This window comes from Pseudomonas granadensis, assembly GCF_900105485.1.
Taxonomy (GTDB): domain Bacteria; phylum Pseudomonadota; class Gammaproteobacteria; order Pseudomonadales; family Pseudomonadaceae; genus Aquipseudomonas; species Aquipseudomonas granadensis.
Window position 1 is genome coordinate 1,368,567 of record NZ_LT629778.1, and the last position, 26,540, is coordinate 1,395,106.

Genomic DNA, 26,540 nt, shown 5'->3' on the forward strand with positions numbered 1-26,540 from the left:
CCATGGACAAGCCTGACGAGTCTGTGACGGATCTGATCCGCGCCCGCGATGTTCGTGGTTTCGAATCCTGGGCGCTGCCCAGCTTCGACCCGCCAAAACCGGAACCCGAGCCCGAGCCGGAGCCCGAACCGCCGGAAATGGAAGAAGTGCCGCTGGAAGAAGTCCAGCCACTGACCCTGGAAGAACTCGAAAGCATCCGTCAGGAGGCTTACAACGAGGGCTTTGCCATTGGCGAAAAGGAAGGTTTTCACAGCGCCACGCTGAAGGTGCGGCAGGAGGCCGAAGTGGCGCTGGCGGCGAAACTCGCCAGCCTCGAGCAACTGATGGCGCACCTGTTCGAACCGATCGCCGAGCAGGACACGCAGATCGAAAAGTCGCTGGTCGACCTCGTGCAACACATCACCAAGCAGGTGATCAAGCGCGAACTGGCGATCGATTCAAGCCAGATCGAACACGTCATGCGCGACGCTCTCAAGCTGTTGCCGCTGGGCGTCGACAACGTGCGCCTGTACGTCAATCCGCAGGATTTCGAACAGGCGAAAAGCCTGCGCGAACGCCACGAAGAAACCTGGCGCATCGTCGAAGACGAAGCGCTGATGCCGGGTGGCTGCCGGGTTGAAACCGCGCACAGCCGCATCGATGCGAGCATCGAGACCCGCGTCGCGCAGGTCATGGACAAGTTGTTCGACCAGTTGCACGAGCAGGCTTTGCACCCGGCCGAGGCCGACCTGAGTCTGGACATCCCCGACGACATCAAGCCGACGGCTGCTACTGAAGAGCCGCTCGCGGACCACCCCGATGCGCCTTGAACGCACCAGCTTCGCCAAGCGTCTGAGCACCTACGCCGAGGCCACCGAAATGGCCGGCGCGCCGATTCTCGAAGGGCGTCTGCTGCGCATGGTCGGCCTCACGCTCGAAGCCGAAGGCTTGCGCGCGGCCATGGGCACGCGCTGCCTGGTGATCAACGACGACAGCTATCACCCCTCGCAGGTCGAAGCGGAAGTCATGGGCTTTTCCGGCAGCAAAGTCTTTCTGATGCCGGTCGGCAGCGTCGCCGGGATTGCCCCGGGCGCCCGCGTGGTGCCGCTGGCCGAGACCGGTCGTTTGCCGATGGGCATGAGCATGCTCGGTCGCGTGCTCGATGGCGCCGGTCGCGCGCTGGACGGCAAGGGCGGCATGAAAGCCGAAGACTGGGTGCCGATGGATGGCCCGACGATCAACCCGCTCAACCGTGACCCGATCAGCGTGCCGCTGGACGTTGGTATCCGTTGCATCAACGGTTTGTTGACGGTCGGTCGTGGCCAGCGTCTGGGCCTGTTCGCCGGCACCGGCGTTGGTAAATCGGTACTGCTGGGCATGATGACCCGCTTCACCGAAGCCGACATTATCGTCGTCGGCCTGATCGGCGAGCGGGGTCGCGAAGTCAAGGAATTCATTGAGCACAGCCTGGGTGAAGAAGGCCTCAAGCGTTCCGTAGTGGTCGCCTCGCCGGCGGACGATGCGCCGCTGATGCGTTTGCGCGCGGCGATGTACTGCACGCGCATCGCCGAGTATTTTCGCGACAAGGGCAAGAACGTCCTGTTGCTGATGGACTCGCTGACCCGTTTCGCCCAGGCTCAGCGGGAAATCGCTTTGGCCATCGGCGAGCCGCCAGCGACCAAGGGTTATCCGCCATCGGTATTTGCGAAACTGCCGAAACTGGTCGAACGGGCCGGTAACGCGGAGAAGGGCGGCGGCTCGATCACGGCGTTTTATACCGTGCTGTCCGAGGGTGACGACCAGCAGGACCCGATTGCCGACTCGGCGCGAGGCGTGCTCGACGGGCACATCGTGCTGTCCCGGCGCCTGGCCGAGGAAGGGCACTACCCGGCCATCGATATCGAAGCGTCGATCAGCCGGGTGATGCCGGCGGTGGTCTCGCCGGACCACATGCAGCGCGCGCAGTATTTCAAACAATTGTGGTCGCGCTATCAGCAGAGCCGCGACCTGATCAGCGTTGGCGCCTACGTCGCCGGCGGCGATCGCGAGACCGATCTGGCGATTTCCCTGCAACCGCAACTGGTCCGCTATCAGCGCCAGGGCCTCAACGACAAGATCACCATGGGCGAAAGCCAGGCCTACCTCGAGACCTTGTTCGCCCCAGCGGCGGGCGGGTAAGCGGTCATGGCCGTCAGCCGCGCCGCACGCCTGGCACCGGTGGTGGAAATGGCCGAGAAGGCCGAGAAAACCGCCGTGCAACGCATGGCTTATTTCCAGGGGCAGGTGACAGTCGCCGAGAGCAAGCTCGCCGACCTCAATGCCTTTCGTCTGGATTACTCGCAGCAGTGGATCGTGCGCGGCAGCACCGGCGTGTCCGGTCAATGGCTGCTCGGGTTTCAGGGCTTTCTGGCGCAGCTCGACACCGCCGTCGACCAGCAGCGCCAGAGTCTGGTCTGGCACCAGAACAACCTCGACAAGGCACGCAATGAGTGGCAACAGGCGTTCGCTCGCGTCGAGGGTTTGCGCAAACTGGTGCAGCGTTACCGCGACGAGGCGCAGCGTCTGGAAGACAAGCGCGAGCAGAAGTTACTGGATGAATTGTCCCAGCGCCTGCCGCGGCGTGATGCCTTTTAAACTCGCCACCGAACCCCTGTGGGAGCCAGCCTGCTGGCGAAAGCGCAGTGTCAGTCAACCCTTTAGTCAACGGACAGGATGCATTCGCGAGCAGGCTCGCTCCCACACTGACATCCACACATGATCAGCCGTTGCGCCTTGCCCCATCCCTATCCAGGTGCTAAACCTTGTACAGGTTCGTCAATGACAAGGAAGCCAGACAATGTCAGTCGTTACACAAGTCTCTCCAGACCAGAAAAAACTCACGATCTCGGTGAAGGGGCGGTTCGATTTTGGTCGCCATCAGGAATTTCGCGAGTCGTATGAAAAACTCAATGCGAAACCCGAATCCATCGTCGTCGACTTGAAAGAAGCCACCTACCTCGACAGCTCGGCGCTGGGCATGCTGCTCCTGCTGCGCGATCACGCCGGCGGCGACGAGGCGGATATCCGTGTGGTCAACAGCAGCTCCGACGTGAAGAAAATCCTCGCGATCTCCAACTTCGACAAACTGTTCGACATCAGTTGACGGTCATGCAGGCGCAAGAGCCGCTGACCGTGCTGATCGCCGAAGACAGCGCCGCCGATCGCTTGCTGCTATCGACCATTGTCCGCCGCCAGGGTCATCAAGTGTTGACGGCGGCGAACGGTGCCGAGGCGGTCGACACCTTCAAGCGGCAACATCCCGATCTGGTCCTGATGGACGCGCTGATGCCAGTGATGGACGGCTTCGAAGCCGCGCGCCTGATCAAGGCACTGGCAGGCGAGACGCTGGTACCCATCATTTTCCTCACTTCGCTGACCGAAAGCGAAGCGTTGGTCCGTTGCCTGGAGGCGGGCGGTGACGACTTTCTGGCGAAGCCGTACAACCAGGTGATCCTCGCCGCCAAAATCAAGGCAATGGATCGCTTGCGCCGTTTGCAGGCAACGGTCCTGCAGCAACGCGACCAGATTGCCCGACACCACGATTATCTGCTCAACGAACAGCGCGTCGCCAAAGCGGTGTTCGACAAGGTCGCGCATTCCGGTTGCCTGAGCGCGCCGAACATTCGTTATCTGCAATCGCCCTACGCGCTGTTCAACGGTGACCTGCTGCTGGCGGCCTACACACCGGCCGGTGACATGCACGTCATGCTCGGTGACTTCACTGGCCACGGCTTGCCGGCGGCGGTCGGGGCGATGCCGCTGGCCGAAGTGTTTTACGGGATGACCGCCAAAGGCTACGGCCTGGCTGAAACCCTGCGTGAGATGAACGCCAAGCTCAAGCGCATTCTGCCGGTGGACATGTTCTGCTGCGCCACACTGCTCTGTTTGAGTTTCCAGAGCCGTTCGGTGGAGGTGTGGAATGGCGGCATGCCGGACGGTTATCTGCACCGCATGGCCACCGGCGAGCGGGTGCCGTTGCCATCCGGGCATTTACCGCTGGGCATTCTCAGCGCCGAGACCTTCGACGACCGCACCGACGTGTATCCGATGGCCATCGATGATCGGGTGTTCCTGTTGTCGGACGGGGTCATCGATACCGGCGATGGCAATGACCAGTTGTTCGGCGTCGAGCGCTTGCAGCAGGTGTTCTCCGCCAATCGACAGGCAGATCGCTTGTTCGAGGACATCGAGCAAGCGCTGCGCGATTTCGGTGGCGAGGCGCGTGACGACGTCAGCATGGTCGAGGTCAGCCTGCTCGAATCTGCGCCGGGGCAAAATCTGGCGCCGGTCTATTCCGACAGCGGGCAATCGAGCCCGCTGGACTGGTCGGTGAGTTTCGAATTCCGTGGTGCCACGCTCAAGCGCTTCAATCCTTTGCCGTATCTGTTGCAACTGTTGCAGGAGGTGCACGGGCTGCGCACGCAAAGTGGCGCGCTCTACAGCGTGCTGGCCGAGTTGTATTCCAACGCGCTGGAGCATGGCGTGCTCGGCCTGGACTCCAGCCTCAAGCGCGATGCGGCGGGTTTTGCGCTTTATTATCAGCAACGCAATGACCGCCTCGAAGCGCTGCAGGACGGATTTGTCCGGGTGCATCTGCAGGTGCAGCCGCGCGGCGCGGGCGGTGGTCTGCTGATTCGGGTCGAGGACAGCGGCAAGGGTTTCGATGTGGCCAGGGTCATGGAGCGGCCGCTGGAAGGGCTCCGTTTGTCGGGTCGCGGTGTCGGTCTGGTCCGGCAGCTGGGTCATAATGCCCGCTGGACGGATGAAGGTCGTAGTGCCTGCGTGGAGTTTTTCTGGGGGATTGAGGCATAATCCGCCCATTCTTGATCAAGGAGTGAGCAAGTGACTGACCCACATGTAGATCGCGACGTTCTCGACACCTTGCGTGAGGTGATGGAGGACGGCTATCCGGAGTTGCTGGAGACTTTTCTGGCAGATTCGCAAAGCCGCCTGCACGAGTTGCAGGACAGCACCAGCGCCAAAGCTTTGTCTGATGTCGCCCACAGCTTCAAGGGTAGCGCCAGCAACATGGGCGCCATCCGGCTGGCTGCGTTGTGCCAGGACCTGGAGTCGAACGCCAGGGAGAAAAGCCCGGAAGCGCTCGCTCAACTGGTTGCCGATATCCATTCTGAATTCGCCGACGTACGCCCTGTGTACGAAAACGAAAAGCACCACACCCACACCCACTAAAGCTGCCGTCCGGCGCTTTTCGCAAGTGCCTGGCCAAACTGGCCCGGCACTTGCAGTCAACATGCTCAACTGTACCTACGATCCCAGTGCAGCGGAGACCGTTTCATGCCTGCGACCCCCAACATCCTTATTCAGAATGCCGCTCAAGCCAAGGCGCAAGCCGCCTCGGCCAAAACGTCGGCAATGGCCGCAGACTCCGGGGATAAAGCCTCCAGCTTCGCCAAAGTATTTGCCGATCAGGGCTCGAACAAGCCCGTCGCCAACGCTGACAATTCGCCCAAACCGGCGCGCGACAAGGTCGCCGATAGCAGCGGCAAGAAAGACCTCGGCAAGGATCCGTCTGCCGCTGCGCAGCCGGCGGTTGCCGATAGCGGCAACGACTTGCCTGCCGATAAAGCCGCAGCCAGCGATGACACTTCCGCCGATAGCGATGCCAACTCGGACGCTCCGCAGACTCCAGTCGTAGAAGCTCCGCCGGTTGATCCTGCGCTGGATCCGGCATTGGTTGCCGCGACACAACCGCTGATCGCCGCGCCTGTCGTGCAGACGCCGGCCGTCGTCGCCACTGTGCAGCCGGAAACCGAGACGCCTGCATTGGCCGCTCTGCCAGGCATGGTCAAAGATCCGGCGGCCACCCCCGCCAGCGATTTCGATCCGTCCGCCGACCCGCTCGATTCGCTGCCCGCCGTGCGCATGGCGATGGAGCAGGGCGGGCATATTTCCGCCGCCAGCCAGGCGCAACCGAAAGCGTCGCCGGCCCAGGCTCAGGCCGACGGTGAATTGACTGCGGCACAAAACTTCGCGGCCGGCATGGCCAGCATGCTCGACGTGCAAGCGGACAAGGACAGCACCAGCCAGGGCGGCGAGAAAGCGTTCAGCGGCTTGATCGACGATGGCCTCAAGGACCTGACATCAGCGACCAGCGATACCCGCGTCGATGACTTCGCCAACCGCTTGGCGGCACTGACCCAGGCCGCCACGCCGAAGACCGCCAATGCAGTGCCGGTGAATCAGCCGATCGCCATGCACCAGAGCGGCTGGACTGAAGAAGTCGTCAACCGCGTCATGTATCTGTCGAGCGCCAATCTCAAAGCGGCGGACATTCAGCTGCAACCGGCCGAACTCGGGCGTCTGGACATCCGCGTGAATATGGTCCCGGACCAGCAGACGCAGGTGACGTTCATGAGTGCGCACCCAAGCGTACGTGAGGCGCTGGACAGCCAGATGCATCGCCTGCGCGACATGTTCAACCAGCAGGGCATGGGCCAGGTCGACGTTAATGTCGCTGACCAGAACCGTGGCTGGCAGGGTCAGCAAGGCCAGGAACAGGCGCAGCAGAACCAGAGCGGACGCACCAGTGCTGCCGGCGGTCGCCTCGATTCGGTGGACGAAGAATTGGCACCGGCCAGCGTGGCTGAAGTGACAGCGCAGACCACCAGCGTGATTGGCAGCAGTGCGGTCGACTATTACGCCTGACTGCTTCTGATCAAGAGCCCCTCACCCTAGCCCTCTCCCAGAGGGAGAGGGGACTGATTGGGGGATGTTCAGGATGTTTGCCGTCCTGATGGTTTTGCGCTTAATCCATCTGGCGTGCGCCTCTGATTATTTCGACCGACTCACAATCGACTCGGTCTTTCAGGCCTACGCATAACCAAAACCCAACGCAATTTGCTCCCTCTCCCGCCGGGAGAGGGCTGGGGTGAGGGTGGCTTTTGACTTTGGCGCTGTCTGCGCCAGCTCCGACACTTCTGGCATAACACTTGCTCTTGCCTAGCCGTGCAACTGTAAAACCCCCGATTAGTGACGGATTATTGGCATGGCGAAGAGCGAAGCAGCAGCGGTAAAAGACCCGGCAACCAAAGGCAAACTCAAGCTGATCATTGTGATCGTGCTGGCCTTGCTGTTGGCCATCGGCGCGTCCGTAGGGGCGACCTGGTTCTTCATGCACAGCGCCCAGAGCAAACCTGCCGAGGCCGCCGAAGCTGCGCCGGTCGGCAAGCAGGCGGCAATCTTCGAGCCGATGGCGCCGGCTTTCGTTGCCAACTACAACCAGAACGGCCGTCAGCGCTACATGCAGGTGAGCATCACCATGCTGGCGCGTAACCAGGCCGATCTGGACGCGCTCAAAGTGCACATGCCGGTCATCCGCAACAACCTGGTAATGCTCTTCTCCGGTCAGGATTTCGCCACGCTGGCGACCCCGGTCGGGCAAGAGATGTTGCGCCAGAAGGCCACAGCCAGCGTCCAGGAAGTGGCGCAGAAAGAGCTGGGCAAAGTGGTCATCGAACAGTTGCTTTTCACTAATTTCGTACTGCAGTAGGAACACGACATGGCCGTGCAGGATCTGCTGTCCCAGGATGAAATCGACGCGCTGTTGCATGGCGTCGACGATGGTCTGGTACAGACCGATAACGCTGCCGAACCCGGCAGTGTCAAAAGCTACGACCTGACCAGCCAGGATCGCATCGTCCGTGGACGCATGCCGACCCTGGAAATGATCAACGAGCGTTTCGCCCGCTACACCCGCATCAGCATGTTCAACATGCTGCGCCGCTCGGCGGACGTTGCCGTCGGTGGCGTGCAGGTGATGAAGTTCGGCGAATACGTGCACTCGCTGTACGTGCCGACCAGCCTCAACCTGGTCAAGATCAAACCGTTGCGCGGCACCGCGCTGTTCATCCTCGACGCCAAACTGGTGTTCAAGCTGGTGGACAACTTCTTCGGCGGCGACGGCCGTCACGCGAAGATCGAAGGGCGTGAATTCACCCCGACCGAACTGCGCGTGGTGCGCATGGTGCTGGAACAGGCCTTCGTCGATCTGAAAGAAGCCTGGCAGGCGATCATGGAAGTCAACTTCGAGTACATCAACTCGGAAGTGAACCCGGCCATGGCCAACATCGTCGGCCCGAGCGAAGCGATTGTGGTCTCGACCTTCCACATCGAACTCGATGGCGGTGGCGGCGATCTGCACGTGACCATGCCGTACTCGATGATCGAGCCGGTGCGCGAAATGCTCGACGCCGGTTTCCAGTCCGACCTCGACGACCAGGACGAGCGCTGGGTCAACGCGCTGCGCCAGGACGTGCTCGATGTCGACGTGCCGATCGGCGCCACCGTGGCCCGCCGCCAGTTGAAGCTGCGCGACATCCTGCACATGCAGCCGGGTGACGTGATCCCGGTCGAGATGCCGGAAGACATGATCATGCGCGCCAACGGCGTGCCGGCCTTCAAGGTCAAGATGGGCTCGCACAAAGGCAACCTCGCGTTGCAAGTGATCGAGCCGATCGAGCGTCGCTGAGGCGACGCTTTCAACCCCCGCATTTAACCGAATTGTTGCCCGCCGAGGACACATGATGAACGACGATATGAACGCGCAGGACGATCAGGCACTGGCCGATGAGTGGGCTGCGGCCCTGGAAGAAACCGGTGACGCCGGCCAGGCTGACATTGATGCACTGCTGGCCGCCGACGCGGGCTCTTCGAGCTCCAATCGCCTGCCGATGGAAGAATTCGGCAGCGTGCCGAAAAACAACGACCCGGTGACCCTCGACGGCCCGAACCTGGACGTGATTCTCGACATCCCGGTATCGATCTCGATGGAAGTCGGCAGCACCGACATCAACATCCGCAACCTGCTGCAACTCAACCAGGGTTCGGTGATCGAGCTTGATCGTCTGGCCGGCGAGCCGCTGGACGTGCTGGTCAACGGCACCCTGATCGCCCACGGCGAAGTCGTAGTGGTCAACGAAAAGTTCGGCATCCGCCTGACCGACGTGATCAGCCCAAGCGAACGCATCAAGAAGCTGCGCTGAGTGAAACGTTTTCTCTGGGCATTGCTGGTCTTGCCACTGAGCGTGCTGGCCGCCGAGCCGAGCGCAACCACTGCTGCGCCTGCCGCGACCGCGCCGATGGTCAACAGCGGCGTGGCCGGACAATTGACGCAACTGGTGTTCGGCCTGCTGCTGGTGCTGGGCCTGATCTTCTTCCTCGCCTGGCTGTTGCGTCGGGTGCAGCAGGCAGGTCCGGCGGGCAAGGGCCAGGTCATCGAGCTGATCGGTTCGCGCGCGCTCGGCCCGCGTGACCGCTTGATGCTGGTGCAGGTCGGCAACGAGCAGATTCTGCTCGGCCTCAGCCCCGGCAGCATTACTGCGCTGCATGTACTGAAAGAGCCGGTCGAAGTGCCCACCGCCAGCGAAAAAGCCACACCGGAATTTGCCCAGCATCTGCTGAAGATTCTCGGCAAGGATCAGAAGGATACGAAGTAATGGCTGCGCTCCGCATCGTCTTGACGCTGGCCCTGATGCTGGCCGCGCCGTTGGCATTGGCTGCCGATCCGTTGTCGATCCCGGCGATCACGCTCGGCACCAACGCCGAGGGCGCGCAGGAATACTCGGTCAGCCTGCAGATCCTGCTGATCATGACCGCCCTGAGTTTCATTCCGGCGGCCGTGATCCTGATGACCAGCTTCACGCGGATCATCATTGTCTTCTCGATCCTGCGTCAGGCCCTTGGCCTGCAACAGACGCCGTCGAACCAGATCCTCACCGGCATGGCGCTGTTTTTGACCATGTTCATCATGGCCCCGGTGTTCGATCGGGTGAACAAGGACGCGCTGCAACCGTATCTGGCCGAAACCCTCACCGCGCAGCAAGCGGTGGAAAAGGCCCAGGTGCCGATCAAGGACTTCATGCTCGCCCAGACCCGCACCAGCGATCTGGAGCTGTTCATGCGCCTGTCCAAGCGCACCGACATCGCCAGCCCGGATCAGGCACCGCTGACCATTCTGGTCCCGGCGTTCGTGACCTCCGAGCTTAAAACCGCGTTCCAGATCGGCTTCATGATCTTCATCCCGTTCCTGATCATCGACCTCGTTGTCGCGAGCGTGCTGATGGCGATGGGTATGATGATGCTTTCGCCGCTGATCATTTCGTTGCCGTTCAAAATCATGCTGTTCGTGCTGGTCGATGGCTGGGCGCTGATCATCGGCACCCTCGCCAGCAGTTTTGGAGGTGTCTCGCCATGACGCCGGAAGTTGCGGTCGATATCTTTCGTGAGGCGCTGTGGCTGACCACCATGATGGTTGCCATCCTGGTAGTGCCTAGCCTGTTGGTCGGCCTGCTGGTGTCGATGTTTCAGGCTGCGACGCAGATCAACGAACAGACCTTGAGCTTTCTGCCGCGTCTTTTGGTGATGCTGGTGACGCTGATCATCGGCGGTCCGTGGATCGTGCAGACGTTCATGGAATACATCATCCAGCTGTACAAAAACATTCCGATGGTCATCGGCTAAGCCATGCAATCGCTGCTTCAGCTGACCGACACCCAGATCAGCACCTGGGTGGCGTCGTTCATGTTGCCGCTGTTTCGCGTCGCGTCGATGCTGATGGTCATGCCGATTTTCGGCACCACCCTGATTCCGCGGCGCGTACGCCTGTACTTCGCCGTAGCGATCACTGTGGTGATCACGCCGGCGCTGCCACCGATGCCCGCCGTCAGTCCCCTCGACCTCAGCGGCCTGTTGCTGATCGCCGAGCAGATTCTGGTCGGCGCGGTATTGGGTTTTTCCCTGCAATTGTTCTTTCAGGCATTTGCCGTGGCCGGACAGATCGTTGCGATCCAGATGGGCATGGGCTTCGCGTCGATGATCGACCCCACCAACGGCGTTTCGGTGGCGGTGATCGGGCAGTTCTTCACCATGCTGGTGACGCTGCTGTTTCTGTCGATGAACGGCCATCTGGTAGTCTTCGAAGTCCTCACTGAAAGCTTCACCACGCTGCCGGTCGGCGGCGGTCTGATGACCGCGCACTATTGGGAGCTGGCCGGCAAGCTCGGCTGGGTGCTCGGCGCGGCGTTGCTGCTGGTGTTGCCGGCGGTGACTGCGCTGCTGGTGGTCAACATCGCCTTCGGCGTGATGACCCGCGCCGCGCCGCAGCTGAACATTTTCTCGATCGGTTTTCCGCTGACCCTGGTGCTCGGCCTGTTCATTGTCTGGGTCGGGCTGGCGGACATTCTCAACCAGTATCAACCGCTGGCCAGCGAGGCCTTGCAGTTGCTACGCGAACTGGCACGGGCGCGCTGAGTCATGGCAGAGAGCGAAAGCGGTCAGGACAAAACAGAAGACCCCACGGAGAAACGCAAAAAGGATTCCCGTGAGAAGGGCGAGATCGCCCGCTCCAAAGAGCTCAACACTCTGGCCGTGATGATGGCCGGTGCCTCTGCGCTGCTGATCTTCGGCGGCATGCTCGCGCAAGAAATGATGGACGTGATGCGCCTGAACTTCACCCTGTCCCGCGAAGTGGTCATGGACCAAGGCGCGATGGGCCGGTTCTTGTTGGAGTCGGGCCTGATCGCCTTGCTGGCGATTCAGCCGGTGATGATCACCCTGTTGATCGCCGCCATCGTCGGGCCGATCTCCCTCGGTGGCTGGCTGTTCGCGGCCGGCTCGCTGGCACCCAAGTTCAGCCGGATGAACCCCGCCGCCGGCCTGAAACGAATGTTCTCGTTTAAAGCCGTGGTCGAACTGCTCAAGGCGCTGGCCAAGTTTCTGATCACCCTCGGCGTGGCGCTGGTCGTGCTGTCGGCCGACGTCGACGACTTGTTGCGCATCGCCCATGAGCCGCTCGACCAGGCAATCATTCACAGCGTACTGCTGGTCGGCTGGAGCACCTTGTGGCTGGCCTGCGGCCTGATCATCATCGCCGCCGTCGACGTGCCGGTGCAGCTGTGGGAAGCGCACAAGAAGCTGCTGATGACCAAGCAGGAAGTGCGCGACGAACACAAGGATCAGGAGGGCCGCCCGGAAGTCAAACAGCGCATCCGCCAGACCCAGCGCGAAATGTCCCAGCGCCGCATGATGGCGGCGATCCCCGACGCCGACGTGGTCATCACCAACCCGACCCACTACGCCGTCGCGCTCAAGTACGACTCGGAGAAGGGCGGCGCACCGGTGCTGCTGGCCAAGGGCAGCGACTTCCTCGCCCTGAAAATCCGCGAAATCGCCGTCGCGAACAACGTCATGCTCCTCGAATCGCCGGGCCTGGCGCGCTCGATCTACTACTCCACCGAGCTGGATCAGGAGATTCCCGGCGGTCTGTATCTGGCGGTGGCGCAGGTCCTGGCTTACGTCTATCAGATCCGCCAGTACCGCGCGGGCAAGGGCAAGCGCCCGGATCCGTTGAAGGACGATTTGCCGATTCCGCCGGATTTGCGTCGCGATTCCTGACGTTGCTGTGCAGCCAACGGTCTGGGATCTCCCTTTACTGTCAACTCTTACAGGTGCGTTCGCGGTGATTTTGCAGTTTGATGCAAGGTGGCGCCGCGAACCTGGCGTACTCATGCGGGCGAGTGCAAGGGAGCAAGACAATGAAAGGTATCTTCAGCAGTTACGATGAGAAAACCGGCACAGGCACCATCACACCGAAGCCCTCGGGACGATGTATTTCCTTTGCCGAAGCCACGGGTTTTTTTCTGACTGCAAAGGAGTACCGGTTCAGCATCCCATTGGCAGATGCCCGGCAGGCGAAGATCAAAGTGGGGGCCGAGGTCGAGTTCGAACTGCCCCGGAACAAGAACGGAAAAGTGAAAAATCTCCAGTATTGACCAACCGATCGCAAAGCCGCTGAAAACGGGGCGACGGTTTTTGATGATCGTTCCCACGCTCTGCGTGGGAATGCAGCCCGGGACGCTCCGCGTCCCTTCCGAAGCCGAACGCGGAGCGTCCGTTGAGGCATTCCCACGCAGGAGCGTGGGAACGATCATCGCGTGTCGCTACTGCGGCAATTCCAGATTATCCATCACCCGACTCACCGCCAGCTCGCCGAGCATGATCAATTGCGCAATCCCCAGCAGCGTTCTGCGCTGCGAGGCGGGTATGAGGTTGGCGAAGTCATTGGCGATTGCATCTGGAATGCATGCCCTTGTAGGAGTGAGCCTGCTCGCGATGAGGTTTTTTCAGTCGCATTCGAACCAGACCAACCGCTATCGCGAGCAGGCTCGCTCTTGCATTGCTCGTGTCGGTCAAAAAATCCGTCGCCTTTTCTTTTGGCCGATGCCCTGGGGGCGAACGTCAAAGTTTCCTCCCGCTTCGTCAGCGCCGTTCGTCTGAAACTGGGGCGCACCTGTTAGTTCTGACAGTGGTCGAATATTCGCGTCAAGTATCCAATGACCTCTGCAGATCCCTGGCGAACCGCTACGGATTTTTCAGGAGCAGGGCGATGATTGGTTTGATGGTGATGCCGATTGAGGACGTTATCGACGATACGCAACATGACGTCGTTCCTTTCGATTCAAACGGAGGACTGGGCCTTTTTTCCCTCTATCCGCCCAATATTCCAGGGCAGTTTACTGATATCGTTTTTCCACCGGCGCAAGTCGGGGTCAACCGCCCCATGCTTTTTACCAGTGCCAAGGGGCTGCCCGTGTTGGTGCAGGCCTATCTGAATATGGCCGAAGACGACACGATTCATCTGTACCGTGACGACACTCTGGTCGACACGGCGGTATTGCCTGCCGATCACAATAATCTTGACGTCCTGATGCACATTCCCGCGGACAAAGTGCTGCCGGGTGTGCACACCTTGCGCTACGAGATATCGCGCAAAAGTGGTCAGGCGCCTGAAGGGGCGCAACTCGAGGTCTGGTTCAAGATCGATCCTCCGGGCGGCATCGATCCCGAACCGGATAAGCCCGGCCATCAGCGTCTCAAACCGGCCAAATTGCCGTTCAAGGACGGTGACGTCATTGATAAGAACATCGCTGCCGAGGGCTTCACCGCAATCATTCCGCCATGGCTTTTCATGACCCCGGGTGACACGTTGACGTTCCAATTTCACGGCATCCTTGTCAGCCCACATACGGTTGAGGAAAACGAAGTCGGAAAGGAAATCAGTGTTTTCGTATCCCCGAAGAACATCGAGGATGCAGGCCCGGCCGATCCGGCGGTCATGGTTTACCAGATTAGAGATCAGGTGGAAAACGTCAGCGATTTTTCGGAGCGCGCGACGGTCATCAGCGATCCGGAGAATGTCCGGCTTGATCCGGTAATCGTTCCTCTTGCCGATGGAGATGAGGTCAGCCTTGATCAGGTTGGATTCGACGATCTGCAGGTCCAGATCATTACGCGCCCTGGCTTTGCGCTGAAAGAGAAACTACAGCTTCGGTGGGCGGCTACGACACAAAGCGGTGAAGTGGTCGAGCACAGTGAAGAACAGACGATTACTCGTCTCGGCATCCAGTCTTTCAATATTCCTAATCCCGTTGTAAAGGCCAGCGCGCCCGGGCAAGTGCAAGTGGATTACCTGCGCATCAAAGCAGATGGCACACAGGATTTCTCCAAGGTCTACATCTTCGGGTTGCTAGGGAAAGCGTTGCGACTGCCCGCTCCGCAGATACCGGATCTGGTCGGCGGTACCCTCGACCCTGCGCTGAACCTGACCACGGCGTTTTGCGGTCCCGATGACCGGATCAAAAAGGGCTTCAGAGTCATACTGACCTGGATGGGCACCAGTGCCTCCGGCCGTCCGCACTTGTATCAGACTTACCGCGACGTCAGTGACCGGTTGGTTGGCCGCGCCATCCCCTTCAGCGTGACCGCCAAAGATATTGCGCCATTGATCAGAGGGTCGGTCCGTGTGTCGTATCAGGTCAGTCATGCCACGTTGAATCCTGCGCTGACTTCTGAAGTGACGACTGCGCGCATAGGGGAGCTTGATCCTGCCCTGCCTGCACCGAAAGTTGATGGCATCATTGCCGGCGTGCTCAATCCGTTGCATGTGCCGCATGGCACGGATATCCGGATTGCGGCGGCCGCCTATACCCTTTTGGGCGATGTGGTGCATGTGGAAGGTCGAGGGGATGCGAGCGCGAAGGTCTATCAGGACAAGTTGCTGATCGAACAAATGCCGGTCGAAGAGCCTCTCTTGTTCCGGCTGGATGGGGAGACCATCGGGCTTTATCGGGAGCAGTTCTTCAATCTGCTTTGGTGGATCGAGCGGCCAGACGAACTGCCGAAGTCATCCGCATTGCTCGAGTTTTATATCGGAGACCCGGCGCAGTCGTTGCAGCCGCCTACGGTTCGCCGCGCTCCGGGTGGTGTGCTTGACCCGTTGGAGAACCATGAAGGCGTCAGAGCACGCATACAGATAGCCAGTCCACGCCCGGGTGATCAGGTTCGGCTGGTGGTTAAAGGCGCGCCTGGAGAAGGTTCGCCGACGTTTGAACCGCAACCGTTGAATGCAGACAATGTTGCAGTTTTTTTTCTGCTGCCGTCGTTCATTGCGCACGATCTTGGAGAACAGGTTGAGCTGCGCTCCGAGCTGATCAGAAACGGCAAGACCGTGCAGTCCAGACCTTTGATGTTGCAAGTGAAAACAATCAGCGACATGGACCCCGCCCTGACCCGTCCGCAGATTGTGGAAGCGGGGGCTGTGCCGTTTATCGATCTTCGAATCATCAAGACTGACCTTACGTGCGTGGTGAAGCCACCGCTGCCGATTGCTGTGGCCGGGCAAAGGGTCTGGCTCACGGTTACCAGTGAAGGGGTCGCGCCATTGCCGTTGCGCGCCGGCATTGCGTTGACTGCTGAAGAAATCACTCAGGGCATCAACGTCAAGGCTGACCGCAGCTGGTTCTATGCGCTCAAGGATCTCGCTACCTGTGAGTTGACCTGCAAGATAGCGTTGCGCAGCACGGACACCGAGGACTCTGCGCTGAAGCTTCCGGTGGCGCAGTACACGGTCAAGGTCACGGAGGCGCTGGCGATCAACACCGGTCTGATGTTGCTTAATGGCCTGAAACTGGTGGGTGGTGCGGCTTACGGATTAAGCGAGCGGGAAGTTGTCAATAATGTGCAGGTGCGCGTGCCAACGGGCGGTCGACCGCCCTATACCTATCAATCGGCCAATGCTGGCATAGCGACGGTTGACGCCAATGGCAAGGTTGCCGGCAGGCATAACGGAACGACCACCATCACCGTGATGGATGCCGATCAGCAAAAGGTTTCGTATTCCGTGCAAGTGACGAATGTTTATCGGCTTGTATTGAACGAAGCGTTCCTGACGGCAGCCGAGGCAAGCAATTGGTTCCGACAATCCGGCGCCGTCAGCTTTTACAATGATGGTCGGACACTTGGATGGGGCATTCTGCCCTATAACTTTGTAGATCTGACGCCTATCTACGGAGCGAGGGGTCCATATTATGGGCGTTTCTTTGCGATCAATCTTTCTTATCCTGGGGTCTACACGCTGTTTCACGAGCTGCTGGCTGATGGAACGCATGCCGGTGGAAACGCATTTTTGACGGACACTACGACCCGTAAAAGAACGATGGGATTTTATCCGACTTGAACGGGCGCAGTAGAAACTGCAGTGATTACCTGACGCATGAAGGTGACCCTTCATGCGTTCTTTTTCCTATATGCCGCAAAGCCGAACGCAGCGGTCCCTTGAGGCATTCCCACGCAGGAGCGTGGGAACGATCATCGCGTGTCGCTACTGCGGCAACTCCAGATTATCCAGCACACGATTCATCGCCAATTCCCCAAGCATGATCAATTGCGCAATGCCCAGCAGCGTTCTGCGCTGCGAGGCGGGGATGAGGTTGGCGAAGTCATTGGCGATGGTTCTGGCCGAGGCGAGGGTTTCGCAGGCGTTGGCCAGCAGTTCTTCGTTTTTGAAATCCGCGGTCACGGCGTACATCGTGCGTTTTTTACGCGGCGGTGGTAGCGAGCCGGGCGGGCAAAGGTAGTGATCGAGGGCGCGGTCGGCGGCGTCGTGGAGTTTGTTGGAATCGAGGGAATCGTAGGGGGAGGTGGGGTCGGTTGCGGGTGGGTTTGGCGTTGGTTTGGTCATGGTGGAGCTCCTAGAGTCATTGGAGCTGCCAACGTTCGCTGCGAGACGAATGAGGGTGGCAGCTATACGCGGGTCGCAGACCGGGACTCTAGAACCGGCAGACCCGAAGGTCTCCCACGTACAGCCGCCATAAGCAAAGCGGTTGTTGTGCGTCCAGAGATCGACGGGCTGCGAGACCCGATCGCTGATTCGTCAGCGACCGGACCACAATAGAACCCGACCCCAAAGCGCACAAGCCGGCGGATTCTGGCTTGGCTGTAGGCAATGGCGCAAGGATTTGTAGCCTTGAGACCGTGTCTGCAGGTGTCTTTTAAACAGCTTCGTTTAAATCGAAAAATTTGTGCCGGACATAAGGGCCTCTTCGCGAGCAGGCTCGCTCCCATAGTTTGGAGGGCGTTTCAATCTGGCATTTGGAATGCGGTCCCCTGTAGGAGTGAGCCTGCTCGCGATGGTTTTTTAGTCGATGAATCCGAACCAGACAAACCGCTATCGCGAGCAGGCTCACTCCTACAGGGGTCATGTTTCTCTCCCGATTTCATTCCCCGGCAAAGTTGGAAGGCTTCTTGCAATAGCCGCCCTGCGCCCACTCGGGGCGTCAAAAGTTTGCTTTAAAGGAACGGGGAAAACCGGTGGATCGCTCTCAGTTATTCAACACTGCTCGCACAAACGTTGCCGACCTCAGTCGAGGCAATCTGGGTGTGCCGTTGTTGCTGCTGGTGATGCTGGCGATGATGATGTTGCCGGTGCCGCCGTTCCTGCTCGACGTGTTCTTCACCTTCAACATTGCGCTGTCGATCGTGGTCCTGCTGGTCTGCGTGTATGCGCTGCGGCCGCTGGATTTTGCCGTGTTCCCGACCATTCTGCTGGTCGCGACGCTGTTGCGACTGGCGCTGAACGTGGCGTCGACGCGGGTGGTGATGCTCCACGGTCAGGACGGCCATGCCGCCGCCGGTAAAGTGATCCAGGCCTTCGGTGAGGTGGTGATCGGCGGTAACTACGTGGTCGGTATCGTGGTGTTCGCGATCCTGATGATCATCAACTTCGTCGTGGTGACCAAGGGTGCCGGGCGGATTTCCGAGGTGAGCGCGCGCTTCACCCTCGATGCGATGCCCGGCAAACAAATGGCGATCGACGCCGACCTCAACGCCGGCCTGATCGATCAGGCCCAGGCCAAGGCGCGCCGTCAGGAAGTCGCGCAGGAGGCCGAGTTCTACGGTTCGATGGACGGCGCCAGCAAGTTCGTCCGCGGTGACGCCATCGCCGGTCTGCTGATTCTGTTCATCAACCTCATCGGCGGCATGGCCGTTGGTATCTTCCAGCACAACATGGGTTTTGCTGACGCTGGCAAGGTGTACGCCTTGCTGACCATTGGTGACGGTTTGGTGGCGCAATTGCCATCACTGTTGTTATCGACAGCGGCGGCGATCATGGTGACCCGTGCTTCCGGCTCGGAAGACATGGGCAAGCAGATCAACCGGCAGATGTTCGCCTCGCCGAAAGCGCTGGCCGTGGCCGCAGGTTTGATGGCGGTGATGGGCCTGGTGCCGGGCATGCCGCACTTCTCCTTCCTGAGCATGGCCGCGCTGGCCGCGGGTGGCGCCTACCTGTTCTGGAAAAAGCAGAACGTCGCCAAGGTCGTGGCGTTGGAAGAGGTCAAGCGTCAGCAGGAACTGCTGCCGTCGCCGGCCCGTGCCATGGAAACCAAGGAACTGGGCTGGGACGACGTGACGCCCATCGACATGATCGGCCTGGAAGTCGGTTATCGCCTGATTCCCCTCGTGGATCGCAATCAGGGTGGGCAGTTGCTGGCGCGGATCAAAGGCGTGCGCAAGAAGCTCTCGCAGGATCTGGGCTTCCTGATGCCGACGGTGCACATCCGTGACAACCTCGACCTGGCGCCGAGCGCCTATCGCCTCACGCTGATGGGCGTGATCCTAGCGGAAGCCGAGATCTACCCGGACCGCGAACTGGCGATCAACCCGGGCCAGGTCTACGGTACGCTCAATGGCATCAACGCCAAAGATCCGGCTTTTGGTCTGGAGGCGGTGTGGATCGAAATCAGCCAGCGCGCCCAGGCGCAATCGCTTGGCTACACCGTGGTCGACGCCAGCACCGTGGTTGCGACGCACTTGAACCAGATTCTGTACAAGCACTCCAGTGAGCTGATCGGCCACGAAGAAGTCCAGCAACTCATGCAATTGCTGGCCAAGAGCTCGCCGAAACTGGCTGAAGAGTTGGTGCCGGGTGTGGTTTCGCTGTCGCAGTTGCTCAAAGTGCTGCAGGCGTTGCTTGCCGAACACGTGCCGGTGCGCGATATCCGCAGCATCGCCGAAGCCATCGCCAACAACGCCGCCAAGAGTCAAGATACCGCCGCGCTGGTGGCTGCCGTGCGGGTCGGCGTATCCCGTGCAATCGTCCAAAGCATTGTAGGCACTGAGTCCGAGCTGCCTGTGATCACATTGGAACCAAGGTTGGAACAGATATTGCTCAATAGTCTGCAGAAGGCAGGACAAGGCTCGGAAGAGGGCGTTCTGCTGGAGCCAAGCATGGCCGAGAAGCTGCAACGTTCGTTGATCGAAGCGGCGCAGCGTCAGGAAATGCAAGGTCAGCCGGTGATCCTGTTGGTCGCCGGCCCGATCCGCGCGATGCTCTCGCGCTTTGGCCGCCTCGCCGTCCCCGGACTGCATGTGCTGGCCTACCAGGAAATACCGGACAACAAGCAAGTGACCATCGTTGCGACAGTAGGGCCCAACGGCTGAGGTAGTGGTTTATGCAAGTTAAGCGTTTTTTCGCCGCCGATATGCGTCAGGCCATGAAGCTGGTTCGCGATGAGCTGGGCGCTGATGCCGCCATCATCGGTAACCGCCGCATTGCCGGCGGCGTCGAGTTGACGGCAGCACTGGATTACAAATTGTCGGCGCTGGCACCACGGGTTCCGAACATGGAACTCGAGGACGAGCTGCGCAAGACCCAGTCGCGCATCGTCACCGCACAGGCCGAATTGAGCCTGCGTGGCGAAGCCGACGGCAACACCAATCAGCAATTGTTTGCCGGGCTGCCGTTGACGGCCGGCCTGCCGCTGACCGCTGCCGAACCGTTGACCGAGCCGACCTACGCTGCACCGGCGCGTCCGGCCGCAGCGCCTGCGCAAGCCTCGGCGGGCGTCGATCCGCGTGCGCTGGACTCGATGCGCTTTGAATTGAACAGCCTGCGCGAGCTGATGGAAGTCCAGCTCGGCACGCTGGCCTGGAATCAGTTGCAGGGCAGCCGCCCGGCGCAAGCCAATCTGTATCGCCGTCTGCAGCGCATCGGCCTGTCGGGCCCGCTGTCGCGCGATCTGCTGTCGATGATCACCGATATCGAAGAGCCGCGTCAGGCCTGGCGCATGTTGCTCGCGCATCTGGCGCGGATGATTGCCGTACCGGAAGTCGAGCCGCTGGAAGAGGGCGGTGTGATTGCGATGGTCGGCCCGGCGGGCATGGGCAAGACCACCACGCTGGCCAAGCTGGCGGCGCGTTATGTGCTCAAGTACGGCGCGCAGAATGTCGCGCTGGTGAGCATGGACAGCTTCCGCATCGGTGCGCAGGAACAACTCAAGACCCTGGGGCGCATTCTCAATGTGCCGGTGACCCACGTCGATCCGGGCCAATCGCTGGTACAGGCGCTCGATCCGCTGCTGCGCAAGCGCGTGGTGCTGATCGATACCGCCGGCCTGCAGGCCAGCGATCCGGCCCTGCGCATGCAACTGGAAAGCCTGGCCGGGCGTGGCATTCGCTCAAAAAATTATCTGGTCCTGGCAACCACCAGCCAGAAACAGGTTCTAACCGCCGCTTATCATAGTTACAAGCGTTGCGGGCTGGCCGGCTGCATTCTGACTAAACTGGATGAAACAGCCAGTCTTGGTGAAGTGTTGAGCCTGGCGATCAGTCATGAATTGCCGGTCGCGTACCTGACCGATGGCCCACGGATTCCGGATGATCTGCATCTGCCGCGCCGTCATCAACTGGTCAGCCGCGCCGTCAGCGTGCAAATGCAGGAAGAACCCAGCGAAGAAGCCATGGCTGACATGTTCGCTGATATCTATCACAGCCCGACCAAGCAGGTTGGCTGAGGTAATCATGAACAGTTTTTGTACCTACATCGATGGTCTGCCACGCATTGTTCCGATCCGGAACGCGCAGCCAGTAATGTGGCCTCCGTCTATGCAAGACAAGGTAAAGAAATAACATGGGCAGCATGCATCCCGTACAGGTGATCGCGGTGACCGGCGGCAAAGGTGGCGTCGGCAAGACTAACGTGTCAGTGAACTTGTCGCTGGCGCTGGCAGAGCTTGGCCGTCGGGTCATGCTGCTGGACGCCGACCTCGGTCTGGCGAACGTCGACGTTCTGCTGGGGCTGACCCCCAAACGCACGCTGGCCGACGTGATCGAAGGCCGCTGTGAACTGCGCGACGTGCTGTTGCAGGGCCCGGGCGGGATTCGCATCGTGCCGGCGGCGTCCGGCACCCAGAGCATGGTGCACCTGAGCCCGGCGCAGCACGCCGGCCTGATTCAGGCGTTCAGCGACATCGGCGACAATCTCGACGTGCTGGTGATCGACACCGCTGCGGGCATTGGTGACTCGGTGGTCAGTTTCGTCCGCGCGGCGCAGGAAGTGTTGCTGGTGGTGTGTGACGAGCCGACCTCCATCACAGACGCCTACGCACTGATCAAACTGCTCAACCGCGACTACGGCATGAACCGCTTCCGCGTCCTCGCCAACATGGCGCAGAGCCCGCAGGAAGGGCGCAACCTGTTCGCCAAGTTGACCAAGGTCACGGACCGTTTCCTTGACGTCGCCCTACAATACGTAGGCGCCGTCCCGTATGACGAAAGCGTGCGCAAGGCCGTGCAGAAACAACGCGCCGTCTACGAAGCCTTTCCACGCTCCAAGTGCGCCCTGGCCTTCAAGGCCATCGCGCAGAAGGTCGACACGTGGCCGTTGCCGGCCAACCCGCGCGGCCATCTGGAGTTTTTCGTCGAGCGTCTCGTGCAGCAAACCGCAGGGCCTGTGATATGACCGCCAGTGGCATGAATCTTTACAAGAAGTCGGCGCGTGACGCGCAGTACGAGTTGATCGAGCGTTACGCGCCACTGGTCAAGCGCATTGCCTATCACCTGCTGGCACGTTTGCCGGCCAGTGTGCAGGTCGAAGACCTGATCCAGGCCGGTATGATCGGCCTGCTCGAAGTGTCGACCAAATACGACGCCAGCAAGGGCGCCAGTTTCGAAACGTACGCGGGCATTCGAATCCGCGGCGCGATGCTCGATGAAGTGCGCAAAGGGGACTGGGCGCCACGCTCGGTCCACCGCAATACCCGGATGGTCAGCGACGCAATTCGCTCGATTGAAGCTAAAACCGGCCGTGACGCTAAAGATCACGAGGTTGCGGCCGAACTCCAATTGAGTCTCGACGATTATTACGGGATTCTGAATGACACGTTGGGCAGCCGCCTGTTCAGTTTCGACGACCTCTTGCAGGACGGCGAACACGAAGGGCTGCACGAAGATGGCGCCAGTGCTCATATGGAGCCGTCACGCGATCTGGAAGATGAACGCTTCCAGACGGCGCTGGCGGACGCGATTGCCAATTTGCCGGAGCGTGAGCGACTGGTGTTGGCGCTGTACTACGACGAAGAGCTGAACCTCAAGGAAATCGGTGAAGTCCTTGGCGTCAGTGAATCGCGGGTCAGCCAGTTACACAGCCAGTGCGCGGCCCGTTTGCGGGGGCGTTTGGGGGAGTGGCGAGCGCGCTGAAGGCAGTGTGGGGACACTGCGAAACGAGGCTGGTGCGGTGATGAGCGGCGCCGGTCTCGATCCGTTGTGCTCCAGACAAACTTTAAGTGCTGCGCCAATTGATTGAAGTGGCGCGTCCAGGTGCTGGGCGCGTTTAAGACTGCTTGGAGGTCGAATTGAACAAAGACATGAAAATCCTCATCGTTGATGACTTCTCAACGATGCGGCGGATCATCAAGAACCTGCTGCGCGATCTTGGGTTCACCAACACCGTCGAGGCCGACGATGGCGTAACCGCCATTCCGGTCCTCAACAGCGGCAGCATCGACTTTCTGGTAACGGACTGGAACATGCCGGGCATGACCGGTATCGACCTGCTGCGCCATGTGCGCGCCGATGAAAAACTCAAGCACCTGCCAGTGTTGATGGTGACCGCTGAAGCCAAGCGTGAGCAGATCATCGAAGCCGCTCAGGCCGGTGTGAACGGCTACGTGGTCAAACCTTTCACGGCTCAGGCGTTGAAAGACAAAATCGAGAAGATTTTCGAACGCATCGGCTGAGAACGCGCGGGGGAGCTATGGAGCATAACGAATCTTCACAGGGCGATTTTGAATCGACCCTGAAAAAACACGCGGTCGAACTGGTCGAGAGCCTTGAAAAAGGCAGGTTCGGCGACGCGGTGCAACTGATCCATGAGCTCAATCAGACCCGTGACCGTGGCCTGTATCAGGAAGTGGGCAAGCTCACGCGTGAACTGCACAGTGCGATCGTCAATTTCCAGATCGATCCGCACATGCCGCAGGCCGAGGAAGTGTCGCAAATCACCGACGCCACCGAACGCCTGGGCTATGTAGTCAAGCTGACGGAAGCCGCGGCCAACCGCACCATGGATCTGGTGGAAAGCGCCACGCCGGTGGTCAACAGTCTGGCCGATGAAGCCCAGACGTTGAGCGCCGATTGGGGTCGCTTCATGCGTCGCGAGGTCGGGGCTGAAGAGTTCCGCGAGCTGGCGCGCCGGGTCGACGGTTTTCTGTCACGCAGCAGCACGGACAACCGTGCGGTGTCGAGCAATCTCAACGACATCCTGCTGGCCCAGGATTACCAGGACCTCACCGGCCAGGTAATCAAGCGCGTGACCCAACTGGTCACCGAAGTCGAAAGCAATCTGCTCAAACTCGTACTCATGGCCAGTCAGGTCGACCGCTTTGCGGGCATCGAACATGACCGTGCCGCGATGCTTGCCGAAAAAGATCCACAAAAACATCTCTCGCAGGGTGAAGGTCCGCAGATTCATGCCGATAAACGAGAAGACGTTGTGTCCGGTCAGGACGATGTGGACGATTTGTTATCCAGCCTTGGATTCTAGAGTTTCGGAATTTCGGGTTTTTTGGGTTTTTAGACCTGTAGGAGCACCCCATTAATGAGCTTCGGCGCCGATGAAGAGATCCTTCAGGATTTCCTGGTTGAGGCCGGCGAGATTCTTGAGCAACTGTCCGAACAACTGGTCGAGCTGGAAAGCCGCCCGGATGACGCAGACCTGCTCAACGCAATTTTTCGCGGTTTCCACACTGTAAAAGGGGGCGCCGGCTTCCTTCAGCTCAATGAGCTGGTGGAGTGCTGTCACATCGCCGAAAACGTGTTCGACATCCTGCGTAAGGGTGAGCGTCGCGTTGATGCAGAACTGATGGACGTTGTGCTCGAGGCACTGGACGCGGTGAACAGCATGTTCAGCGAAGTCCGCGAGCGTGCACCGATCACCGCCGCCACGCCAGAACTGCTGGCCGCGCTGGCGCGTCTGGCCGAGCCGCAAAGCGCTGACGAAGCCCCGGCTTCGCCAGTGGCCGAGATGATCGAGGAACTGGTCGTCGAAGGCGACGCATCCGGCGACGTCACCGATAACGAATTCGAGCAGTTGCTGGACTCGCTGAACGCCGTCAAGGCCGAAGCCGAAGCCCCGGCCGCTGCGGCCCCTGCGTCGGCCACCGATGTGCCGGCCAGCGATGAAATCACCGACGCCGAGTTCGAGTCGTTGCTCGATCAGTTGCACGGCAAAGGTCAGTTTGCGGCTGACGCCGTCGCACCGACCGCCGCGGCTCCTGCCGCACCGGCCAAAGGCGACAGCTCCGATATCACCGACGACGAATTCGAAGCTCTGCTTGATCAGCTGCACGGCAAGGGCAACTTCGCCGTCGATGCGCTGGAATCGGCGATCGCTTCGGCCCCGGCTGCACCTGCTGCACCGGCCGCCGCCGCAGCCGGCAGCGACCTGATCAGCGACCACGAATTCGAATCGCTGCTCGACGAATTGCACGGCAAAGGCAAGTTTGACGCCAGCGCCGCGACGGCTGGCTCCGCATCAAGCATGGCCACGCCGGCCGCCAAGGCTCCGGCTGCTGCCGCTGCTGCGCCAAAAGCTGCGCCGAAGCCTGAACCCAAAGCCGAAGCGCCAAAACCGGCCGCTGCTGCTGCACCGGCTCCGGCCCGTGCGCCTGCCTCGCCACCGCCTGAAAAACCGGCCAGCGAAGCCGAGACCACCGTGCGCGTCGACACTGCGCGTCTCGACGAAATCATGAACATGGTCGGCGAGCTGGTGCTGGTGCGTAACCGTCTGGTGCGCCTGGGGCTCAACAGCGGCGACGAAGCCATGTCCAAGGCCGTGTCGAACCTCGACGTGGTCACCGCTGACCTGCAGACCGCCGTGATGAAGACGCGGATGCAGCCGATCAAGAAGGTCTTCGGGCGCTTCCCGCGTCTGGTCCGCGACCTCGCGCGTCAGCTCAAGAAAGAGATCAACCTGGAACTGGTGGGTGAAGAAACCGACCTCGACAAAAACCTTGTCGAGGCCCTGGCCGACCCGCTGGTCCACTTGGTGCGCAACGCCGTCGATCACGGCATCGAGTCGCCGGAAGAACGCGAAGCCTCGGGCAAGGCCCGTGGCGGTCGCGTGGTGCTGGCGGCCGAGCAGGAAGGCGACCATATCCTGCTGTCGATTTCCGATGACGGCAAAGGCATGGACCCGAACGTGCTGCGTGCGATCGCGGTAAAACGCGGTGTGATGGACAAGGACGCGGCCGATCGCCTGAGCGATACCGAGTGCTACAACCTGATTTTCGCCCCGGGTTTTTCGACCAAGACCGAGATTTCCGACGTGTCCGGCCGCGGTGTCGGCATGGACGTGGTGAAGACCAAAATTTCCCAGCTCAACGGTTCGATCAACATCTACTCGACCAAGGGCCAGGGCTCGAAGATTGTCATCAAGGTGCCGCTGACCCTGGCGATCATGCCGACGCTGATGGTCATGCTCGGCAACCAGGCGTTCGCGTTCCCGCTGGTCAACGTCAACGAAATCTTCCACCTCGACCTGTCGACCACCAATGTCGTCGACGGTCAGGAAGTGGTAATCGTGCGCGACAAGGCGCTGCCACTGTTCTACCTCAAGCGCTGGCTGGTCAGCTCCGCCGCTCACGAAGAGCAGCGTGAAGGCCACGTGGTGATCCTTTCGGTGGGCACCCAGCGGATCGGCTTCGTCGTCGATCAACTGGTCGGTCAGGAAGAAGTGGTCATCAAGCCATTGGGCAAAATGCTGCAGGGCACTCCGGGCATGTCCGGCGCCACCATCACCGGTGACGGCCGCATTGCACTGATTCTCGATGTTCCAAGCATGCTCAAGCGTTACGCCGCACGGCGTATTTGAATCCGGGGCGGCGGGGCGC

At 60.4% G+C, this 26,540-nt stretch carries 25 protein-coding genes and 1 pseudogene; 24 read left to right on the plus strand and 2 right to left on the minus strand.

Features of this window, described 5'->3' with window-relative positions; translation table 11 throughout:
- Positions 1-2 precede the first annotated feature (2 nt).
- From fliH to BLU52_RS06135, 16 genes are all read left to right on the plus strand, one after another.
- On the plus strand, positions 3-809 hold the full coding sequence (fliH, locus tag BLU52_RS06060) for a flagellar assembly protein FliH (RefSeq protein ID WP_090282356.1): 807 nt from the start codon (positions 3-5) through the stop codon (positions 807-809).
- A complete protein-coding gene (fliI, locus tag BLU52_RS06065; protein WP_090282357.1) occupies positions 799-2,157 on the plus strand; it encodes a flagellar protein export ATPase FliI in 1,359 nt (452 codons plus the stop codon). Before fliH ends, fliI begins: the two co-directional genes overlap by 11 nt.
- Positions 2,158-2,163: 6 nt before the next feature.
- On the plus strand, positions 2,164-2,613 hold the full coding sequence (gene fliJ, locus BLU52_RS06070; RefSeq protein WP_090282358.1) for a flagellar export protein FliJ: 450 nt from the start codon (positions 2,164-2,166) through the stop codon (positions 2,611-2,613).
- A 202-nt stretch (positions 2,614-2,815) separates the two neighbouring features.
- Entirely contained in the window at positions 2,816-3,121 is a 306-nt protein-coding gene (locus BLU52_RS06075; protein ID WP_090282359.1) for an STAS domain-containing protein, read from the plus strand.
- Positions 3,122-3,126: 5 nt separating this feature from the next.
- Entirely contained in the window at positions 3,127-4,830 is a 1,704-nt protein-coding gene (locus BLU52_RS06080) for an ATP-binding SpoIIE family protein phosphatase (RefSeq protein ID WP_090282360.1), read from the plus strand.
- A gap of 30 nt (positions 4,831-4,860) precedes the next feature.
- Positions 4,861-5,208, plus strand: a complete 348-nt coding sequence (locus BLU52_RS06085; protein WP_090282361.1) for an Hpt domain-containing protein — start codon at positions 4,861-4,863, stop codon at positions 5,206-5,208.
- A gap of 105 nt (positions 5,209-5,313) precedes the next feature.
- A complete protein-coding gene (locus BLU52_RS06090; protein ID WP_090282362.1) occupies positions 5,314-6,684 on the plus strand; it encodes a flagellar hook-length control protein FliK in 1,371 nt (456 codons plus the stop codon).
- Positions 6,685-7,024: 340 nt separating this feature from the next.
- Positions 7,025-7,528, plus strand: coding sequence for a flagellar basal body-associated protein FliL (gene fliL / locus BLU52_RS06095; protein ID WP_090282363.1), 504 nt, complete (start codon positions 7,025-7,027; stop codon positions 7,526-7,528).
- A gap of 9 nt (positions 7,529-7,537) precedes the next feature.
- Entirely contained in the window at positions 7,538-8,506 is a 969-nt protein-coding gene (fliM, locus tag BLU52_RS06100; protein WP_003222890.1) for a flagellar motor switch protein FliM, read from the plus strand.
- A gap of 55 nt (positions 8,507-8,561) precedes the next feature.
- Positions 8,562-9,020 (plus strand): flagellar motor switch protein FliN, encoded by a 459-nt coding sequence (gene fliN / locus BLU52_RS06105; RefSeq protein ID WP_090282364.1) that lies wholly within the window; start codon positions 8,562-8,564, stop codon positions 9,018-9,020.
- Positions 9,021-9,473, plus strand: a complete 453-nt coding sequence (gene fliO / locus BLU52_RS06110; RefSeq protein ID WP_090282365.1) for a flagellar biosynthetic protein FliO — start codon at positions 9,021-9,023, stop codon at positions 9,471-9,473.
- The gene (gene fliP / locus BLU52_RS06115) at positions 9,473-10,231 is read left to right on the plus strand and encodes a flagellar type III secretion system pore protein FliP (protein WP_090282366.1); all 759 of its coding nucleotides are present in this window, start codon (positions 9,473-9,475) and stop codon (positions 10,229-10,231) included. Before fliO ends, fliP begins: the two co-directional genes overlap by 1 nt.
- Positions 10,228-10,497 (plus strand): flagellar biosynthesis protein FliQ, encoded by a 270-nt coding sequence (fliQ, locus tag BLU52_RS06120; RefSeq protein WP_016771067.1) that lies wholly within the window; start codon positions 10,228-10,230, stop codon positions 10,495-10,497. Before fliP ends, fliQ begins: the two co-directional genes overlap by 4 nt.
- A gap of 3 nt (positions 10,498-10,500) precedes the next feature.
- Entirely contained in the window at positions 10,501-11,286 is a 786-nt protein-coding gene (gene fliR, locus BLU52_RS06125) for a flagellar biosynthetic protein FliR (protein ID WP_090282367.1), read from the plus strand.
- Between the two features lie 3 nt (positions 11,287-11,289).
- On the plus strand, positions 11,290-12,429 hold the full coding sequence (gene flhB, locus BLU52_RS06130) for a flagellar biosynthesis protein FlhB (RefSeq protein WP_090282368.1): 1,140 nt from the start codon (positions 11,290-11,292) through the stop codon (positions 12,427-12,429).
- Between the two features lie 140 nt (positions 12,430-12,569).
- Positions 12,570-12,806, plus strand: coding sequence for a hypothetical protein (locus BLU52_RS06135; protein WP_090282369.1), 237 nt, complete (start codon positions 12,570-12,572; stop codon positions 12,804-12,806).
- A gap of 168 nt (positions 12,807-12,974) precedes the next feature.
- On the opposite strand, the pseudogene BLU52_RS27215 reads toward BLU52_RS06135, so the two are convergent.
- A pseudogene (locus tag BLU52_RS27215) lies at positions 12,975-13,103 on the minus strand (DUF6124 family protein); the annotation flags it as partial.
- 317 nt (positions 13,104-13,420) lie between these two features.
- Here BLU52_RS27215 and BLU52_RS06140 point away from each other — a divergent pair.
- Positions 13,421-16,549 (plus strand): Ig-like domain-containing protein, encoded by a 3,129-nt coding sequence (locus tag BLU52_RS06140; RefSeq protein ID WP_090282370.1) that lies wholly within the window; start codon positions 13,421-13,423, stop codon positions 16,547-16,549.
- Between the two features lie 144 nt (positions 16,550-16,693).
- On the opposite strand, the gene BLU52_RS06145 is transcribed toward BLU52_RS06140, so the two are convergent.
- Complete coding sequence (locus BLU52_RS06145; RefSeq protein WP_090282371.1) at positions 16,694-17,053, minus strand: DUF6124 family protein; 360 nt, start codon at positions 17,051-17,053, stop codon at positions 16,694-16,696.
- Positions 17,054-17,682: 629 nt separating this feature from the next.
- Between BLU52_RS06145 and flhA the strand changes: the two genes are divergently transcribed.
- The 7 genes from flhA (at position 17,683) to BLU52_RS06180 (ending at position 26,521) form a co-directional block, all read left to right on the plus strand.
- On the plus strand, positions 17,683-19,812 hold the full coding sequence (flhA, locus tag BLU52_RS06150) for a flagellar biosynthesis protein FlhA (RefSeq protein WP_090282372.1): 2,130 nt from the start codon (positions 17,683-17,685) through the stop codon (positions 19,810-19,812).
- Between the two features lie 11 nt (positions 19,813-19,823).
- Positions 19,824-21,164, plus strand: a complete 1,341-nt coding sequence (gene flhF / locus BLU52_RS06155; protein WP_090282373.1) for a flagellar biosynthesis protein FlhF — start codon at positions 19,824-19,826, stop codon at positions 21,162-21,164.
- Between the two features lie 116 nt (positions 21,165-21,280).
- Positions 21,281-22,111 carry a flagellar synthesis regulator FleN gene (gene fleN, locus BLU52_RS06160; protein ID WP_016771060.1) on the plus strand — a complete coding sequence of 277 codons (831 nt, stop codon included), beginning with the start codon at positions 21,281-21,283 and terminating at the stop codon, positions 22,109-22,111.
- Positions 22,108-22,848, plus strand: coding sequence for an RNA polymerase sigma factor FliA (gene fliA / locus BLU52_RS06165; protein WP_090282374.1), 741 nt, complete (start codon positions 22,108-22,110; stop codon positions 22,846-22,848). The genes fleN and fliA overlap by 4 nt, the downstream gene beginning before the upstream one ends.
- 167 nt (positions 22,849-23,015) lie before the next feature.
- A complete protein-coding gene (locus BLU52_RS06170; protein ID WP_161986607.1) occupies positions 23,016-23,387 on the plus strand; it encodes a chemotaxis response regulator CheY in 372 nt (123 codons plus the stop codon).
- A gap of 17 nt (positions 23,388-23,404) precedes the next feature.
- Positions 23,405-24,193 carry a protein phosphatase CheZ gene (locus BLU52_RS06175; protein WP_042607546.1) on the plus strand — a complete coding sequence of 263 codons (789 nt, stop codon included), beginning with the start codon at positions 23,405-23,407 and terminating at the stop codon, positions 24,191-24,193.
- 54 nt (positions 24,194-24,247) lie between these two features.
- Complete coding sequence (locus BLU52_RS06180) at positions 24,248-26,521, plus strand: chemotaxis protein CheA (RefSeq protein WP_090282375.1); 2,274 nt, start codon at positions 24,248-24,250, stop codon at positions 26,519-26,521.
- Positions 26,522-26,540: the final 19 nt, after the last annotated feature.

Excerpts from the sequence above, each read along its gene's own strand:
- fliH (WP_090282356.1), top strand. The coding sequence starts at position 3 with ATGGACAAGCCTGACGAGTCTGTGACGGATCTGATCCGCGCCCGCGAT.
- fliI (WP_090282357.1), top strand. The coding sequence starts at position 799 with ATGCGCCTTGAACGCACCAGCTTCGCCAAGCGTCTGAGCACCTACGCC.
- fliJ (WP_090282358.1), top strand. The coding sequence starts at position 2,164 with ATGGCCGTCAGCCGCGCCGCACGCCTGGCACCGGTGGTGGAAATGGCC.
- BLU52_RS06075 (WP_090282359.1), top strand. The coding sequence starts at position 2,816 with ATGTCAGTCGTTACACAAGTCTCTCCAGACCAGAAAAAACTCACGATC.
- BLU52_RS06080 (WP_090282360.1), top strand. The coding sequence starts at position 3,127 with ATGCAGGCGCAAGAGCCGCTGACCGTGCTGATCGCCGAAGACAGCGCC.
- BLU52_RS06090 (WP_090282362.1), top strand. The coding sequence starts at position 5,314 with ATGCCTGCGACCCCCAACATCCTTATTCAGAATGCCGCTCAAGCCAAG.
- fliL (WP_090282363.1), top strand. The coding sequence starts at position 7,025 with ATGGCGAAGAGCGAAGCAGCAGCGGTAAAAGACCCGGCAACCAAAGGC.
- fliM (WP_003222890.1), top strand. The coding sequence starts at position 7,538 with ATGGCCGTGCAGGATCTGCTGTCCCAGGATGAAATCGACGCGCTGTTG.
- fliN (WP_090282364.1), top strand. The coding sequence starts at position 8,562 with ATGAACGACGATATGAACGCGCAGGACGATCAGGCACTGGCCGATGAG.
- fliP (WP_090282366.1), top strand. The coding sequence starts at position 9,473 with ATGGCTGCGCTCCGCATCGTCTTGACGCTGGCCCTGATGCTGGCCGCG.
- fliQ (WP_016771067.1), top strand. The coding sequence starts at position 10,228 with ATGACGCCGGAAGTTGCGGTCGATATCTTTCGTGAGGCGCTGTGGCTG.
- fliR (WP_090282367.1), top strand. The coding sequence starts at position 10,501 with ATGCAATCGCTGCTTCAGCTGACCGACACCCAGATCAGCACCTGGGTG.
- flhB (WP_090282368.1), top strand. The coding sequence starts at position 11,290 with ATGGCAGAGAGCGAAAGCGGTCAGGACAAAACAGAAGACCCCACGGAG.
- BLU52_RS06135 (WP_090282369.1), top strand. The coding sequence starts at position 12,570 with ATGAAAGGTATCTTCAGCAGTTACGATGAGAAAACCGGCACAGGCACC.
- BLU52_RS06140 (WP_090282370.1), top strand. The coding sequence starts at position 13,421 with ATGATTGGTTTGATGGTGATGCCGATTGAGGACGTTATCGACGATACG.
- BLU52_RS06145 (WP_090282371.1), bottom strand. The coding sequence starts at position 17,053 with ATGACCAAACCAACGCCAAACCCACCCGCAACCGACCCCACCTCCCCC.
- flhF (WP_090282373.1), top strand. The coding sequence starts at position 19,824 with ATGCAAGTTAAGCGTTTTTTCGCCGCCGATATGCGTCAGGCCATGAAG.
- fleN (WP_016771060.1), top strand. The coding sequence starts at position 21,281 with ATGGGCAGCATGCATCCCGTACAGGTGATCGCGGTGACCGGCGGCAAA.
- fliA (WP_090282374.1), top strand. The coding sequence starts at position 22,108 with ATGACCGCCAGTGGCATGAATCTTTACAAGAAGTCGGCGCGTGACGCG.
- BLU52_RS06170 (WP_161986607.1), top strand. The coding sequence starts at position 23,016 with ATGAAAATCCTCATCGTTGATGACTTCTCAACGATGCGGCGGATCATC.
- BLU52_RS06175 (WP_042607546.1), top strand. The coding sequence starts at position 23,405 with ATGGAGCATAACGAATCTTCACAGGGCGATTTTGAATCGACCCTGAAA.
- BLU52_RS06180 (WP_090282375.1), top strand. The coding sequence starts at position 24,248 with ATGAGCTTCGGCGCCGATGAAGAGATCCTTCAGGATTTCCTGGTTGAG.